This window comes from Streptomyces sp. NPDC037083 (assembly GCF_055606485.1).
On the sequence record NZ_JBVJSQ010000001.1, the window covers coordinates 535,955 to 550,167 of the forward strand.

A 14,213-nucleotide genomic window follows, 5' to 3' on the forward strand; every position below is an offset into this window, starting at 1 on the left:
CCCCCGTTCACCGGCTCCCCTGAGCGGAGCCGGGTCCTGCCCCCGTTCACCCTCAGGCGACAAGCTCCCCGAAGGCGTCCTCCTCGTCACGGCCGAAGCTGAGGACCTCGTCCTCGCGCAGCCGGCGGAGCGACCGCCAGATGCTGGACTTCACCGTGCCGACACTGATGTCGAGGATCTCCGCGATCTCCGGGTCGGTGCGGCCCTCGTAGTAGCGCAGGACCAGCATCGTCCGCTGGAGTTCGGGCAGCCGGGCCAGCGCCTGCCACAGGACCGCGCGCAGTTCGGTGCCGCGCATCGCGTCCGTGTCGCCGGGCGTCTCCGGCAGTTCCTCGGTCGGGTACTCGTTCAGCTTGCGGCGGCGCCACGCGCTGATGTGCAGGTTGGTCATGGTCCGGCGGAGGTAACCGCCGACCGCGGCCTTGTCGCTGATCCGCTCCCACGCCCGGTACGTCGAGAACAGTGCGCTCTGCAGCAGGTCCTCGGCCTCGAAGCGGTCGCCGGTGAGGTGGTAGGCGGTGGCGTACAGGGAGGCGCGGCGCTCCTGGACGTAGGCGGTGAACTCCGCCTCGGTCAGCGAGCGACGCTCCCCCGTGTCCTCCCCGTACGCGGCTCCCCCGTGAGCCGCCTGTTCCCCCGTGTCGACCACCGTCATGAAGCCGGTGTGCTGACGCCCGGCGCCGCGAGCGCACCCCCGCCCGCTCACGGCGCCGGACTTCTCGGAACCCCGGTTCACGTCGTGCAGACGCGTGACGACTGCGACTGCGTTGGTGCTCATACCGTGCAGCGTGTTCATCTCGCGCCCCCCGTCGTGGACTTCCGGTGTTCGGTCTGCCTCGGCCCGGCTTCGCTGTGCTGTTTCCGCGTCGCCCTGCCTCGTGACGAAAAGATTGCCCGGGCCACTTCATCGCCGTGTCCGCCGACTGTCACAGACCTGTCACAGGGGCCCGTCATGCCGGGACCACAGATCGTTCACAGGGGTTCGCAGTACGGCAGTTGCCCTGGTCCTGGCAGGTCCCGACGGGTCCTCGCAGCTGTCCGCGCAGGTCGTCGCGGCCTGTCCGCGCAGGTCGTCCCGAAAGGCTGCGCGGGTGGCCGCCCGGGAGGCTCCCGGCATGGCGTCGCGGCCGGTTCCATGCGGTCGGGATCCGCGCGGCGGATCATGCCGCCGCCGCGGGCTGCGGCCCGCGCCTGTGGCAGGCACTCCCCCGGCGGGCCCGCCGGGCCGCCCATCGGCACCGGTCCGGCGCCGCTGCCTCCCGCTACCTGATCCGCCGGGCAGGGCTGCCGGACGCCCGGATCCAGGGACCGGCGACGCGCTGCCGGTGTTCATCGAAACCGCAGGTCCGCGGGGTGTCGACCGGATGCGAGTGCGGTTCCGGCACAGGTGTTCGGCGGACGCGTCCGGCCCCCCGCGCGCCGCCCGCGCCGCCGGATCCGCCTCCCCCCGGCGCCCGCGGCGGGACGAGCCCCGCCCCACAGGTCGAACGACAGCCCCCTCATGGGCCAGAATGAGCCCGTGCCTTCCCTGTTGCTGATCGAGGACGACGACGCCATCCGTACGGCCCTGGAGCTCTCACTGACGCGCCAGGGGCACCGAGTGGCGACCGCTGCGAGCGGTGAGGACGGTCTGAAGCTGCTGCGCGAGCAGCGGCCGGATCTGATCGTGCTGGACGTGATGCTGCCCGGCATCGACGGTTTCGAGGTGTGCCGGCGCATCCGGCGCACCGACCAGCTGCCGATCATTCTGCTCACCGCGCGCAGCGACGACATCGACGTGGTGGTCGGACTGGAGTCCGGCGCCGACGACTACGTCGTCAAGCCCGTGCAGGGCCGGGTGCTGGACGCCCGCATCCGGGCCGTGCTGCGGCGCGGGGAGCGCGAGTCGAACGACTCGGCGACCTTCGGCAGCCTCGTCATCGACCGCGCGGCGATGACGGTCACGAAGAACGGCGAGGACCTCCAACTCACCCCGACCGAGCTGCGGCTGCTGCTCGAACTGAGCCGGCGGCCCGGTCAGGCGCTGTCCCGGCAGCAGTTGCTGCGGCTGGTGTGGGAGCACGACTACCTGGGCGACTCACGGCTGGTGGACGCCTGTGTCCAGCGGCTGCGGGCCAAGGTGGAGGACGTGCCGTCCTCCCCGGTCCTGATCCGTACCGTGCGCGGCGTCGGCTACCGCCTGGACGCGCCTCAGTGACACAGCCGCAAGGGGGGCTCCGCGGCTGGTCCGCGGCGCGCAAGGGAAGACTGTCACGGCTGCGACTCACCAGCCTGCGCCTGCGACTGGTCGTGGTGTTCGGCGCGGTGGCGCTGACCGCCGCCGTGTCCGCGTCCGGCATCGCCTACTGGCTCAACCGCGAGGCCGTGCTGACCCGCACCCAGGGCGCGGTGCTGCGGGACTTCGAGCAGGAGATGCAGAACCGGGCCGGTGCACTGCCCGAGCACCCCTCCCAGGACGAGCTCCAGCACACCGCCGGGCAGATGGCCAACAGCAGCCAGCGGTTCAGCGTGCTGCTGGTGGCCGCGGACGGCGGCGGCCAGACCGTGTACGGCAACTCGGGCGGGCTGAACGGGTTCTCGCTGGAGGACGTGCCCGCGTCGCTGCGCACGGCGGTGAACAGGCAGCAGGACGTCACCGGCGGCAACAAGTCGCCGTACCACCTGTACTGGCAGCGGGTCGTGGACCACGGGACCCCGTACCTGGTGGCCGGGACGAAGGTGATCGGCGGCGGCCCGACCGGATACATGCGCAAGTCGCTGGAGCCGGAGGCGAAGGACCTCAACTCGCTGGCCTGGTCGCTGGGGATCGCGACCGCCCTGGCGCTGATCGGGGCGGCGCTGCTCGCGCAGGCGGCCGCCACGACCGTCCTGAAGCCGGTGCACCGGCTGGGCGTCGCGGCGCGGCGGCTCGGCGAGGGGCGGCTCGACACCCGGCTGCGGGTCTCCGGTACGGACGAACTGGCCGATCTGTCGAGGACGTTCAACCGGACGGCCGAGGCGCTGGAGAAGCGGGTCGACGACATGGCCGCGCGGGACGAGGCCTCGCGCCGGTTCGTCGCCGACATGTCGCACGAGCTGCGGACCCCGCTGACCGCCATCACCGCCGTCACGGAGGTGCTGGAGGAGGAGCTGGACGCCGAGTCGGGCAGCATCGACCCGATGATCGAGCCCGCGGTGCGGCTGGTGGTCAGCGAGACGCGGCGGCTGAACAACCTGGTCGAGAACCTGATGGAGGTCACCCGCTTCGACGCGGGCACGGCGCGGCTCGTCCTGGACGACGTCGACGTCGCCGACCAGATCACCGCCTGCATCGACGCGCGCGCCTGGCTGGACGCGGTCGACCTGGACGCCGAACGCGGCATCCACGCCCTTCTCGATCCGCGCCGCCTGGACGTGATCCTCGCCAACCTCATCGGCAACGCGCTCAAGCACGGCGGATCGCCGGTGCGGGTGTCGGTGTCGGCGGCGGACGACACGGTCGTCATCTCGGTGCGCGACCACGGGCCCGGCATCCCCGAGGAGGTGCTGCCGCACGTCTTCGACCGGTTCTACAAGGCGAGCGCCTCCCGGCCGCGTTCCGAGGGCAGCGGGCTCGGCCTGTCCATCGCGCTGGAGAACGCGCACATCCACGGTGGCGAGATCATCGCCGCCAACTCCCCCGAGGGCGGCGCGGTGTTCACGCTGCGGCTGCCCCGGGGCGTGTCCGAGCGGGCGGAACACGACGGCGAGGACGGTGAGGGCGGCGAGGGCTGCGAGCAGGGCGTGAAGGCCGTGCCGGACAAGGGGGACGCATCGTGACCATGGGCCGTGCGACCGTACGACGGCGGCTCGCCGTTCCCGCGCTGGCCGGCCTGGCGGCCGCTCTGCTCGGCGGCTGCGGCATACGGGCCACCGAGGTGCCGACCGACTTCGGGCCCGCCCCCTCCCGGGTGCGCTGCTCGCTCACCGAGCCGGAGATCACGGCGCAGTCCGCGCGCGCGGGCGTGCCGGTGCAGGTGTTCCTGCTGTGCGGTTCGTCGCTGGTGGCCGTGGACCGGGCCGTGCGGGTGCCGGACGGCGCCGCGGACTCCGCGCGGCGGGCGCTGGTGGCGCAGGGGCTGCTGGACCAGCTCGCCGAGTCGCCGTCGACGGCCGAGAAGGAGGCCGGGTACACGACGGACGTGCGCGGCGGGATGTCGGTGCGCGGGCCGGGCCCGAACGATCCCGACGACGCGCTGCGGCTGAGCAGCCCGCCCGGGAGTCTGACCTCGTACGCCCTCGCCCAGGTCGTCTGCACGTTCTCCGACTCGGCGGCCGCCGAGGGGGACGGCTCGGTGGTGCTGGGCGGCCCGGGCTCCGAGCCGGTGCGCCGCTACGCGTGCACCGACGAGGTCCGCTCCCGCCCCGGCAGCACGGAACTGCCCTCGTCGCCGGTCCCGAACGAAGGCTGAGCCGCCGCCCCCGGGCGCACGGCGGACGGGGTGTGGCGGACGCCTCACACCGGGCCCGGCGGCTGTCGTCGTCGCAGGTCACCGTCTGCCGGGGGGCGGGGTGACGACGGGTGCGCGCGGGTGTCGTGCAGTGGCCCGGAACCGATCGTGCCGGGGGGCGCGTCTTGGGGGGCGTGCAGCGTCAAGGCTCCATCGGCGGCAGCGCCGCGATCCGCATCCGCGCGACCGGGATTGTTCTCCTGGCCGCCCACCTCGTGTTCGTCGCCTGGGTCACGCTGCGCCCACTGGACGTCCCCTGGGTGCTGCCGGCCAACCTGCATCCGTTCGACGGGATCCGCGCCGACCTGAGGCTGGGCTGGCCCGAGGCGGCCCGGCGGATCGGCGAGGGGCTGGCGCTGCTGGCTCCGCTGGGCGTCCTGCTGCCGCTGGTGCACGGCAGGGTCCGGGTCTCGCGACTCGCCTCCCTGGTCCGTACGGTCACCGCGGGCGCGCTGTTGTCGCTGGGCATCGAGTTGCTGCAGACCGGGGTGCCCGGTCAGGTCGTGGACGTGGACTCGATGCTGCTGAACACCGTGGGCGTGGCCCTCGCGCACGTCGCGGTGGTGCCGTCGGTCCGCAGGTGGCTGCGCCGCAGGGAGGAGCACGGGCGACCGGTCGCGGTCCGTGCGGAGGAGGCGGCTCAGGGTCGGACCCCGAGTATTCCCAGGGTCGGAGTCGCCCCGTAGAGCGACGCTTCGTCCCCCTTCGTCACCGTAGCGTTGATGTCAGACGGGGCGGCCGCAGGGGCCGTCTCCGTCCCCCACTCTCGACTTCGCTCGAGCGGGTGGGGCCCCCATCGCTCACGAAGGAGCCGCAGATGTCCAGCCTCGCCCGCCCCACGAACGGCCGCATGATCGGCGGAGTGTGCGCCGCGCTGGCCCGGCGCTTCGGCACCTCCGCCACCACGATGCGCGTGATCTTCGTGGTCTCGTGTCTGCTGCCCGGCCCGCAGTTCCTGCTCTACATAGCGCTGTGGATCCTGCTCCCCTCGGAGGACAAGGCCCGCACGGCCTGGTGACGGCCGTCGGCCCCGACGCCGTTGGGGCGCATCCGGGTCCCGGATGCGCCCCAACGGCGCGGTGCGTGAGAGGGGGCGCCGCTCAGCCCAGCGGGATGCCGTTCACCGGCAGGCCGTGCGTGGGCAGGCCCTGCAGCGGCAGACCGCCGAGCAGACCGGCGACCGGCGCGGTCGGGCCCCCGGCGAGCAGCTTCCCGACGACCGGCGTGGCGGCGGCCAGGCTGGTGCCGAGCGCCGGCTGGGCCTGCGTCAGCGCCTCGCCGGCGCCGGGCAGCGCGTTGGCCACGTTCTCCGCCGGCAGCGTCTTGGTGATGCCGTCCAGGGCCTGCGTGGCGTCCGGAACGGCGGGGGCGGCGTTCGCGGCGCCCGCGCCGACGGCGGCGAAGGCGGCACCGAGAGCGGCGACACCGAGGGTCTTGGCAGCAGACTGCTTCATGATGAATGCGTCCTCGAATGGGATACGGGGAACTGAGCGGTTCTCGACCGTAAACACGTCGAGGGGTCGGCGGCAAACATCGAAATGCGGACGGATGGTGAACACCCGCCCGCATTCCGTACCCCGAAAAACCCTTCGCCGGCGTTATCCGGCTACAGAACCGCTGGTGGAGGCCGTCTGCTGGAACAGCCATTCGGACTTGAGTTCGGCGTAACCGGGCTTGATCACGTCATTGATCATGGCCAGTCGTTCATCGAAAGGAATGAATGCTGACTTCATAGCATTGACCGAGAACCACTGCAGATCGTCGAGCGTGTAGCCGAACGCCTCGACAAGGTGCTCGAATTCCCGGCTCATGGCGGTGCCGGACATGAGGCGGTTGTCGGTGTTGACCGTGGCGCGGAAGTGCAGGCGGCGCAGCAGCCCGATGGGGTGTTCGGCGTAGGAGGAGGCGGCTCCGGTCTGGAGGTTGGAGCTGGGGCACAGCTCCAGCGGGATGCGCTTGTCGCGGACGTACGACGCGAGGCGGCCGAGCTTCACCGTGCCGTCGGCGGCGACCTCGATGTCGTCGATGATGCGCACCCCGTGCCCGAGCCGGTCGGCGCCGCACCACTGCAGCGCCTGCCAGATGGACGGCAGCCCGAAGGCCTCGCCGGCGTGGATGGTGAAGTGGTTGTTCTCGCGCTTGAGGTACTCGAAGGCGTCGAGGTGCCGGGTGGGCGGGAAGCCCGCCTCCGCGCCGGCGATGTCGAAGCCCACGACCCCCAGATCCCGGAAGCGGTTGGCGAGTTCGGCGATCTCCAGGGCGCGGGCCGCGTGCCGCATGGCGGTCAGCAGCGCGCCGACGCGGATGCGGTGACCGTTGCGGCGGGCCGTCCGCTCGCCCTCCCGGAAGCCCTCGTTGACGGCCTCGACGACCTCTTCGAGGCTCAGCCCGCCCTCGAGGTGCTGCTCGGGGGCGTAGCGCACCTCGGCGTAGACGACGCCGTCCTCGGCGAGGTCCTCGGCGCACTCACGGGCGACCCGCACGAGGGCTTCGCGGGTCTGCATCACCGCGACGGTGTGGGAGAACGTCTCCAGATACCGTTCCAGGGAACCGGAGTCGGCGGCCTCCCGGAACCAGACTCCGAGCTTGTCGGCGTCGGTCTCGGGGAGTTGGCCGTACCCGGTCTCCCGGGCGAGGTCGACGATCGTGCCGGGGCGCAGCCCGCCGTCGAGGTGGTCGTGCAGCAGAACCTTGGGTGCCCGCCGGATCTGGTCCGAGCTGGGGGCGGTGCCCGTCTGGATGCTCTGGCTCGTCATTTCCGCACTCTAACTCCTACGCGCGTAGATCGCGTGTTGTACAACTCCGCCGATATGTAACGGTGACCGCACGGACGGGTGGAGTACATCGGCGCTTCTGACACTGTTCTGTCATGGGACAGGAAGTGACGCCGGTTCGGACGGTCCGGCTGGGGCGGGGGCTGGGCCCGGATCCGACGGCGGTGAGCGCGGCGGTGCTGCTGCTCCCGGGCGGTGAGGAGGTCTCCAGCCGCAGACCGTCCGCGGTGTGGGCGGCCGCCTCGGTCCGGGGCCTCGGACGCAGGCTGGCGCGGGCGGGGCGCGAGGAGGGCCTGGCCGTCCACGCCGTGCGCTACCGCTACCGGGGCTGGAACGGCAGCGAGGCGCACCTCGCGGCCGACGCGGCCTGGGCGGCCGACGAGATCGTCCGCCGTCACGGGGACGTCCCGGTGTGCCTGGCGGGTGTCGACATGGGTGCGCGGGCGGCGCTGCGCGCGGGCGGCCACGAGGCCGTCAACTCGGTTCTGGCGATCGCTCCCTGGCTTCCGGAGGAGGACATGGCGGCTCCCCCCGAACCGGTGAAGCAGCTGGCGGGGCGGCGGGTGCTGATCGTGCACGGCACGAACGACGAGCGCTGCGACCCCGAGTTGTCGTTCCGGCTCGCGGCGCGCGCGAAGAAGGCGAACCGGGACGTGTGCCGGTTCGAAGTGCACTCCGACGGCCACGGGTTGCACCAGTACCGCAGCGAAGTCCTCGCACTGGCCGAGGACTTCGTCATGGGCGCACTGTTCGGGCGGGCGCTCTCGCGGCCGGTGGAGGACGCGCTGGCGGCCCCGCCGCCGCTGGGGCTGCGGATGCCGCTGGCGGTGGGGTTCGGCAAGTCGCTGCGCCGGTAGCGGCGCCCCGGGCGCCGCCGTCACTTCGGCAGCAGACTTCCCCTCCTGGACAGCAGGAACTTCTTGAACGCCGCCACGGGCGGTGTGTCGGGGTGGCCGTCCAGCCAGGCGACGCCGATCTCGCGGGCGGCGCGCGGCGCGGTGACGGTCAGTTCCACGACCCCCGGGCGGGCCACGGCGGGCGGGGGCAGCAGTGCCACCCCCAGGCCCGCCGCCACCAGCCCCCTCAGTGTCTCGGCCTCCTCGCCCTCGAAGGCGACCCGGGGGCGGAAGCCGGCCTCCTTGCACAGGTCGTCGGTGATGCGGCGCAGCCCGTAGCCGGGTTCCAGGGTCACGAAGGTCTCGTCTGCGGCCTCGGCCAGGCGGACCCTTCTGCGGGCGGCCAGGCGGTGGTCGGCCGGGACGACCAGGCGCAGCTTCTGCTCGTCGAGGCGGCGGGCGACCAGGTCGGGGGCGTCCGGGACGGGAGAGGTCAGACACAGGTCGAGCTCGCCCGAGCGCAGCCGCTCGATCATCGCCTCGCCGTAGTTCTGGACGAGGCTGAAGCGGACGCGCGGGTGGTCGGCGCGGAAGGCGTGGATCAGGCCGGGGACGGTCTCGGCGCCCATGGTGTGCAGAAAGCCGAACGCGACCTTGCCGGTGGCCGCGTCGGCGTCGGCCCGCACCTCGTCGGCGGCCCGCTCGACCTCGGCGAGGGCCCGCTCCACGGAGGTGAGGAAGGTGCGTCCCGCGGGCGTGAGGGAGACCGTGCGGCCGCGGCGGGCGAACAGGTCGACGCCCAGGTCCTGCTCGAGGCGGACCATTGCCCGCGACAGCGTCGACTGCGGGACCTGCATCTCCTGCGCGGCGCGCGTGACGTGCTCGGTGCGGGCGACCCCGGCGAAGTAGGCGAGCCGGGGAGCCAGCAGTCTCGACATGTCCGTCGTGTCTTCTGTGTCACTGGACGGTGACAGGCGGCCCTGTGACCTCTGTTGATGCACCATGGGAACGATTATGACGATTCCATGCATTGGACGGATCAGCGGGACCGTACGTAGTTTCGAGGCATGTCTCCCGCCAGTACCGGGGCGTCCACGATCGTGGGCGCCGCCTCGTCCGCTCCCGCCGCCGCCCCCGCAGCCGACCCCTCCCCCGACACCCGTCTGGCCCCCGGCGGCCCCGGCTACCGCCGGATGAGCTTCGCCCTCTTCCTGGCCGGTGTGGCGACCTTCGCCCTGCTGTACTCCACGCAGGCGCTGCTGCCGCTGATCTCCGGCGACTTCGGGGTGGCGGCGAGCGAGGCGAGCTGGACGGTGGCGGCGGCGACCGGCGGCCTGGCCCTGTTCGTCCTGCCGATGAGCGCCCTGTCGGAGCGCTACGGCCGGCGCACGGTGATGACGGCCTCGCTGGCGGTCGCGGTGGCCGTGGGCATGCTGGTGCCCTTCGCCCCCTCCCTGGGCGCGCTGGTGGCGCTGCGGGCGGTGCAGGGCGCCGCGCTGGCCGGGCTGCCCGCCTCGGCGACCGCGTATCTGGCGGAGGAGGTCCGGCCGAAGGCGCTCGTCACGGCGATCGGCCTGTTCGTGGCCGGCAACAGCGTCGGCGGGATGAGCGGCCGGGTCGTCACCGGCTGGGTCGCGCAGGAGTGGGGCTGGCGGGTCGCGGTCGGCGTGGTCGGCGCGCTGGCGGTGGCCTGCGCGATCGCCTTCCGGCTGCTGCTGCCGGCGCCGAAGCACTTCAGGGCGGGCTCGCTCGCCCCGCGCGTCCTGGCCCGCACGGTCCGCGACCACCTCGCGAACCCGCTGCTGTGCCGGCTGTACGCGATCGGCGCACTGTTCATGACCGTCTTCGGCGGTGTGTACACGGTCATCGGCTACCGCCTGACGGAAGCGCCGTTCTCCCTCCCGCAGGGCATCGTCGGCTCGATCTTCCTGGTGTACCTGGTGGGCACGGTGTCGGCGTCGACCGCGGGCCGACTGGTCGGCCGGCTCGGACGGCGGGGCTCGCTGTACCTGGCGGGCGGCACCACGGCCGCGGGCCTGCTGCTGTCCCTGGCGGACTCGCTGGCGCCGGTCCTGCTGGGCCTGGTCCTGATCACGGCGGGCTTCTTCGCGGGGCACGCGGTGGCGTCCTCGGCGGTCAGCAAGACGGCGACGACCGGCCGCGCCCAGGCCTCCGCGCTCTACCAGTCCGCGTACTACATCGGCTCCAGCGTCGGCTCCACCGTCGGCGCGACGGCCTTCCACGCGGGCGGCTGGGCCGGCACGGTCGCGGTGGGCGTCCTGGCGGTGCTCGGCGTCGTGACGATCACCGTGTTCGGGACGCGCGCGGCGCGGGTCGCGGCCCGGCGGGACCTGCCGGCGGCCGCTCACTGACCTCCTGGACCCCCTGATCGCGTCTCCCCGCCCGGCACGGTCCGAGCGGGGGGGTCTCGTGCACGCGCGCGTACCGGACCGACTCGGCCACGCCCCCCGTCCCCGGCCGGATCCACGGCGGCCGGACGCTCGGCGGCCGGATCCACGGCGACCGGATCCACGGCGACCGGACGCTCGGCGACCGGACGCTCGGCGGCCGGATCCACGGCGACCGGATCCACGGCGACCGGATCCACGGCGACCGGACGCTCGGCGACCGGATCCACGGCGACCGGATCCACGGCGACCGGATCCTCGGCGGCCGGACGCTCGGCGGCCGGAGCCTCGGCCGGCGCGTCGCTCCGGCCTTGCGGCAGGGCGCGGACAGCCGGTCCGACCTGCGCTTTCGTCGACTCGGCGGGCCATTGTCAGTGGGCTGCGGTAGCTTCCGAAGTGCTGGGCGCGAAGACGCGTGACAGGACGGCCACAGGGGTGGGTGGACGATGGGCAACGGCACGGCGACGACGACAGACCTCGACGTCGCACTGGAGAAGCACCGGACCGAGCTGACCGGCTACTGCTATCGCATGCTCGGCTCCTCCTTCGAGGCGGAGGACGCGGTGCAGGACACCCTGGTGCGCGCCTGGCGGAGCTACGACAAGTTCGAGGGCCGCTCCAGCCTGCGCTCCTGGCTGTACCGGATCGCCACGAACGTCTGCCTGGACATGCTCACGGCCGGCAACAAGCGGGCCCGTCCGATGGACCTCTCCGAGGCCACCCCCCTCGCCCGGGCCGCGCTCTCCCCCCGCCCCGACAACACCTGGCTGGAGCCGATGCCCGACGCCCGTGTACTGCCGGCGGTGCAGGACCCGGCCGAGGCGGCGATCGCCAAGGAGTCGGTGCGGCTGGCGTTCATGACGGCGCTGCAGCAGCTCCCGCCGAAGCAGCGCGCGGTGCTGATCCTGCGGGAGGTGCTGGCGTGGAGGGCGAGCGAGGTCGCCGAGCTGCTCGACACCTCGGTCGCCTCGGTCAACAGCGCGCTGCAGCGGGCTCGGGCGACGCTCGCCGAGCGGGAGGCCTCCGGCGCGGACGCGGCGGTGTCGGACCCGCTGGACGAGGAGCAGCAGAAACTCCTCGCACGCTATGTGGCGGCCTTCGAGGGCTACGACATGACGGCGCTGACGGCCCTCCTGCACGAGGACGCCGTCATGACGATGCCGCCGTTCGACCTGTGGCTGACCGGCCACGACGACATCACCGGCTTCATGACCACGCTCGGCTCCGCGTGCGAGGGCTCGCGGCTGGTGCCGGTCCAGGTCAACGGCCTGCCGGGGTTCGCCCAGTACAAGCCGGATCCGGAGAAGGGCGGTCACACCCCCTGGGCGATCCAGGTCCTGGAGATCTCAGAGGGCCGCCTCACCGGGTTCCACTTCTACCTCGACACCCAGCGCTGGTTCCCCCTCTTCGGCCTCCCCCTCCACCTCGATGGGGAGCCCGACGAGGTGGAGCAGGGCGCGTAGCGCGGGATCGGGAGCGCGCAGCCCTATCCGCCCCCCGGCCCGCCGTGCGGCCAGCTGCAGCCGCGCCAGCAGATCGACGGCGGCCAGCCCGGGCGGCCCGATCCCGGCGACGTCACAGACGACGATCCCGGTCCCGGCGCCGGCCAGCAGCGCCCGCACGGCGTCGCCCAGCCCTGCCGCCTGCTCGCGGGTGACAGGGCCGGTCAGGGTGAGCACGGGCGGTGTCGTCGCTTCCACGATCGGTAGACCGCGCGGAAGCCCGCAACTCATCGGCGGGGCGACGGGCCCCTACTCGGCGGGGAACTCTCCGGTGTCGATGACGAGGTCGAAGGGCGCGGGAAGCTTGAGGGCCTCGCCGAACTTCGCGGTGCTCAGCGGACGGTAGACGTCACCCTTCGGCTCTCCGTAGAGCGTCGCGACGGGGCCTTCGGGGGCCCAGCGGTCGACGAGGAGGTAGAGCGGGATGCCCGCCGAGGCGTAGGCGGCGGGTTTGCTGACGCGGTCGTGCCGGGCGTTGGACTTGGAGGTGACCTCCACGACGAGCTCGGCCAGCGCGGCCGGGATGTGGCTGTCCGCCTCCGTGTGCTCCTGCACAGGGGTCACGACGAGGTCGGGGATGAGCATGCCCAGACGCGACGGCACGGCGATGGCCAGCGTCTGGAAGATCCCCCAGTCATCGGGGATGACCGAGTAGAGGCGACGCTGAATACGTTCCGCGATCACGTTGTGGCGGTACGCGGGAGCAGGTGACACGGTGACGATCCCCTCGATGATCTCCACCTTGCTGCCCTCGGGCCAGTCCATCTCCTCCCAGAACCGGACGAGGTCGTCCCAGCTCTGCTCGGGGTCCTGGCTCACGGTGAGTGCGCTCATGGCGGTCTCCTTGTCGGTGCGTCACCGAGTCCAGCATGCCGAACGGGACCGGTGGCGGTCCACCGATCCCGTTCACCCGAAAGGGAAAAGCGCAGGTCAGGCGATGCGCTCCAGTACCACCGGAGAGGCGGTGAACGCCGTGCCCGGCGCGGCGATGTCGTACGAGCCCTCGACCGCCTGAAGCGCGTACTCGAAGCGCTCCGGGGTGTCGGTGTGCAGGGTGAGGAGGGGCTGGCCCGCCGTGACCGTGTCGCCGGGCTTGGCGTGGAGCTCGACACCCGCTCCCGCCTGCACCGGGTCCTCCTTGCGGGCCCGGCCGGCGCCCAGACGCCAGGCGGCGATGCCGATGTCGTAGGCGTCGAGGCGGGTCAGGACGCCCGAGGCGCCCGCCTTGACCACGTGCTGTTCCTTCGCCGTGGGCAGCGTGGCGTCCGGGTCGCCGCCCTGGGCCGCGATCATCCGGCGCCAGACGTCCATCGCCGAGCCGTCGGCCAGCGCCTTCGCCGGGTCGGCGTCCTTCACACCGGCCGCGTCGAGCATCTCGCGGGCGAGCGCGATCGTCAGTTCCACGACGTCCGACGGGCCGCCTCCGGCGAGGACCTCGACCGACTCGCGGACCTCCAGGGCGTTGCCCGCGGTCAGGCCGAGCGGGGTGGACATGTCGGTCAGCAGGGCGACCGTCTTCACGCCGTGGTCCGTGCCCAGTCCCACCATCGTCGACGCCAGCTCGCGGGCGTCGTCCAGCGTCTTCATGAAGGCGCCCGTGCCCACCTTCACGTCCAGCACCAGCGACCCGGTGCCCTCCGCGATCTTCTTCGACATGATCGACGAGGCGATCAGCGGGATCGCCTCCACCGTGCCGGTCACGTCGCGCAGCGCGTACAGCTTCTTGTCGGCCGGGGCGAGGCCGTCGCCCGCCGCGCAGATCACCGCGCCGGTGCCGTCCAGCACCGACAGCATCTCCTCGTTCGACAGCAGCGCCCGCCAGCCGGGGATGGACTCCAGCTTGTCCAGCGTGCCGCCGGTGTGGCCGAGGCCTCGGCCCGAGAGCTGCGGGACCGCCGCGCCGCAGGCGGCCACCAGCGGGGCCAGCGGGAGCGTGATCTTGTCGCCGACGCCGCCCGTGGAGTGCTTGTCGGCCGTCGGGCGGGACAGGGCGGAGAAGTCCATGCGCTCGCCGGAGGCGATCATCGCGGCCGTCCAGCGGGCGATCTCGCGGCGGTTCATGCCGTTGAGCAGGATGGCCATGTTGAGGGCGGCCATCTGGTAGTCGGCGACCTCGCCGCGGGTGTACGCGTCGATGACCCAGTCGATCTGCTCGTCGCTGAGCTCACCGCGGTCCCGCTTGGTGCGGATGACGGTGACGGCGTCCATGGCCATGGCTTTCCTT

Annotated in this window: 15 protein-coding genes; 8 read left to right on the forward strand and 7 right to left on the reverse strand. The window is 72.6% G+C overall.

Annotated features, from left to right (window positions below):
• Positions 1–52: 52 nt before the first annotated feature.
• A complete protein-coding gene (locus ACZ7DE_RS02480; protein ID WP_470757090.1) occupies positions 53–796 on the reverse strand; it encodes a SigE family RNA polymerase sigma factor in 744 nt (247 codons plus the stop codon).
• Between the two features lie 723 nt (positions 797–1,519).
• On the opposite strand from ACZ7DE_RS02480, the gene afsQ1 reads away from it, so the two are divergent.
• From afsQ1 to ACZ7DE_RS02505, 5 genes are all read left to right on the forward strand, one after another.
• Positions 1,520–2,197, forward strand: coding sequence for a two-component system response regulator AfsQ1 (gene afsQ1 / locus ACZ7DE_RS02485; protein WP_173985586.1), 678 nt, complete (start codon positions 1,520–1,522; stop codon positions 2,195–2,197).
• A complete protein-coding gene (locus ACZ7DE_RS02490; protein ID WP_470757092.1) occupies positions 2,194–3,798 on the forward strand; it encodes a sensor histidine kinase in 1,605 nt (534 codons plus the stop codon). The genes afsQ1 and ACZ7DE_RS02490 overlap by 4 nt, the downstream gene beginning before the upstream one ends.
• A gap of 2 nt (positions 3,799–3,800) precedes the next feature.
• Positions 3,801–4,430: a hypothetical protein gene (locus tag ACZ7DE_RS02495; RefSeq protein WP_470757952.1), complete on the forward strand. Its 630-nt coding sequence runs from the start codon at positions 3,801–3,803 to the stop codon at positions 4,428–4,430.
• A gap of 173 nt (positions 4,431–4,603) precedes the next feature.
• Positions 4,604–5,155 (forward strand): VanZ family protein, encoded by a 552-nt coding sequence (locus ACZ7DE_RS02500; protein WP_470757094.1) that lies wholly within the window; start codon positions 4,604–4,606, stop codon positions 5,153–5,155.
• 131 nt (positions 5,156–5,286) lie between these two features.
• Positions 5,287–5,487: a PspC domain-containing protein gene (locus tag ACZ7DE_RS02505; RefSeq protein WP_470757096.1), complete on the forward strand. Its 201-nt coding sequence runs from the start codon at positions 5,287–5,289 to the stop codon at positions 5,485–5,487.
• 82 nt (positions 5,488–5,569) lie between these two features.
• Here the strand turns inward: ACZ7DE_RS02505 and ACZ7DE_RS02510 are convergent, their stop codons facing one another.
• Together ACZ7DE_RS02510 and ACZ7DE_RS02515 are read right to left on the reverse strand one after the other, a co-directional pair.
• Positions 5,570–5,923 (reverse strand): ATP-binding protein, encoded by a 354-nt coding sequence (locus ACZ7DE_RS02510; RefSeq protein ID WP_470757098.1) that lies wholly within the window; start codon positions 5,921–5,923, stop codon positions 5,570–5,572.
• 144 nt (positions 5,924–6,067) lie between these two features.
• Complete coding sequence (locus tag ACZ7DE_RS02515; protein ID WP_470757100.1) at positions 6,068–7,225, reverse strand: adenosine deaminase; 1,158 nt, start codon at positions 7,223–7,225, stop codon at positions 6,068–6,070.
• 113 nt (positions 7,226–7,338) lie between these two features.
• Here ACZ7DE_RS02515 and ACZ7DE_RS02520 point away from each other — a divergent pair, with 113 nt between their 5' ends.
• Positions 7,339–8,100, forward strand: a complete 762-nt coding sequence (locus ACZ7DE_RS02520) for a prolyl oligopeptidase family serine peptidase (RefSeq protein ID WP_470757102.1) — start codon at positions 7,339–7,341, stop codon at positions 8,098–8,100.
• Positions 8,101–8,120: 20 nt separating this feature from the next.
• Here the strand turns inward: ACZ7DE_RS02520 and ACZ7DE_RS02525 are convergent, their stop codons facing one another.
• The gene (locus ACZ7DE_RS02525; protein ID WP_470757104.1) at positions 8,121–9,083 is read right to left on the reverse strand and encodes a LysR family transcriptional regulator; all 963 of its coding nucleotides are present in this window, start codon (positions 9,081–9,083) and stop codon (positions 8,121–8,123) included.
• A gap of 63 nt (positions 9,084–9,146) precedes the next feature.
• Between ACZ7DE_RS02525 and ACZ7DE_RS02530 the strand changes: the two genes are divergently transcribed.
• Both ACZ7DE_RS02530 and ACZ7DE_RS02535 read left to right on the forward strand, forming a co-directional pair.
• The gene (locus ACZ7DE_RS02530) at positions 9,147–10,451 is read left to right on the forward strand and encodes an MFS transporter (protein ID WP_470757106.1); all 1,305 of its coding nucleotides are present in this window, start codon (positions 9,147–9,149) and stop codon (positions 10,449–10,451) included.
• Positions 10,452–10,933: 482 nt separating this feature from the next.
• Positions 10,934–11,950 (forward strand): sigma-70 family RNA polymerase sigma factor, encoded by a 1,017-nt coding sequence (locus ACZ7DE_RS02535; protein ID WP_470757108.1) that lies wholly within the window; start codon positions 10,934–10,936, stop codon positions 11,948–11,950.
• On the opposite strand, the gene ACZ7DE_RS02540 is transcribed toward ACZ7DE_RS02535, so the two are convergent.
• The 3 genes from ACZ7DE_RS02540 to ACZ7DE_RS02550 all read right to left on the reverse strand — a co-directional run bounded on the left by ACZ7DE_RS02540 (position 11,834) and on the right by ACZ7DE_RS02550 (position 14,203).
• The gene (locus ACZ7DE_RS02540; RefSeq protein WP_470757110.1) at positions 11,834–12,220 is read right to left on the reverse strand and encodes an STAS domain-containing protein; all 387 of its coding nucleotides are present in this window, start codon (positions 12,218–12,220) and stop codon (positions 11,834–11,836) included. The genes ACZ7DE_RS02535 and ACZ7DE_RS02540 overlap by 117 nt on opposite strands.
• An 18-nt stretch (positions 12,221–12,238) precedes the next feature.
• A complete protein-coding gene (locus ACZ7DE_RS02545) occupies positions 12,239–12,823 on the reverse strand; it encodes a Uma2 family endonuclease (RefSeq protein WP_470757112.1) in 585 nt (194 codons plus the stop codon).
• 96 nt (positions 12,824–12,919) lie between these two features.
• Positions 12,920–14,203: a thymidine phosphorylase gene (locus ACZ7DE_RS02550; RefSeq protein WP_470757114.1), complete on the reverse strand. Its 1,284-nt coding sequence runs from the start codon at positions 14,201–14,203 to the stop codon at positions 12,920–12,922.
• Positions 14,204–14,213: the final 10 nt, after the last annotated feature.

Excerpts from the sequence above, each read along its gene's own strand:
- ACZ7DE_RS02480 (WP_470757090.1), bottom strand. The coding sequence starts at position 796 with ATGAACACGCTGCACGGTATGAGCACCAACGCAGTCGCAGTCGTCACG.
- ACZ7DE_RS02495 (WP_470757952.1), top strand. The coding sequence starts at position 3,801 with ATGGGCCGTGCGACCGTACGACGGCGGCTCGCCGTTCCCGCGCTGGCC.
- ACZ7DE_RS02505 (WP_470757096.1), top strand. The coding sequence starts at position 5,287 with ATGTCCAGCCTCGCCCGCCCCACGAACGGCCGCATGATCGGCGGAGTG.
- ACZ7DE_RS02510 (WP_470757098.1), bottom strand. The coding sequence starts at position 5,923 with ATGAAGCAGTCTGCTGCCAAGACCCTCGGTGTCGCCGCTCTCGGTGCC.
- ACZ7DE_RS02515 (WP_470757100.1), bottom strand. The coding sequence starts at position 7,225 with ATGACGAGCCAGAGCATCCAGACGGGCACCGCCCCCAGCTCGGACCAG.
- ACZ7DE_RS02520 (WP_470757102.1), top strand. The coding sequence starts at position 7,339 with ATGGGACAGGAAGTGACGCCGGTTCGGACGGTCCGGCTGGGGCGGGGG.
- ACZ7DE_RS02525 (WP_470757104.1), bottom strand. The coding sequence starts at position 9,083 with ATGGTGCATCAACAGAGGTCACAGGGCCGCCTGTCACCGTCCAGTGAC.
- ACZ7DE_RS02530 (WP_470757106.1), top strand. The coding sequence starts at position 9,147 with ATGTCTCCCGCCAGTACCGGGGCGTCCACGATCGTGGGCGCCGCCTCG.
- ACZ7DE_RS02535 (WP_470757108.1), top strand. The coding sequence starts at position 10,934 with ATGGGCAACGGCACGGCGACGACGACAGACCTCGACGTCGCACTGGAG.
- ACZ7DE_RS02540 (WP_470757110.1), bottom strand. The coding sequence starts at position 12,220 with ATGAGTTGCGGGCTTCCGCGCGGTCTACCGATCGTGGAAGCGACGACA.
- ACZ7DE_RS02545 (WP_470757112.1), bottom strand. The coding sequence starts at position 12,823 with ATGAGCGCACTCACCGTGAGCCAGGACCCCGAGCAGAGCTGGGACGAC.
- ACZ7DE_RS02550 (WP_470757114.1), bottom strand. The coding sequence starts at position 14,203 with ATGGCCATGGACGCCGTCACCGTCATCCGCACCAAGCGGGACCGCGGT.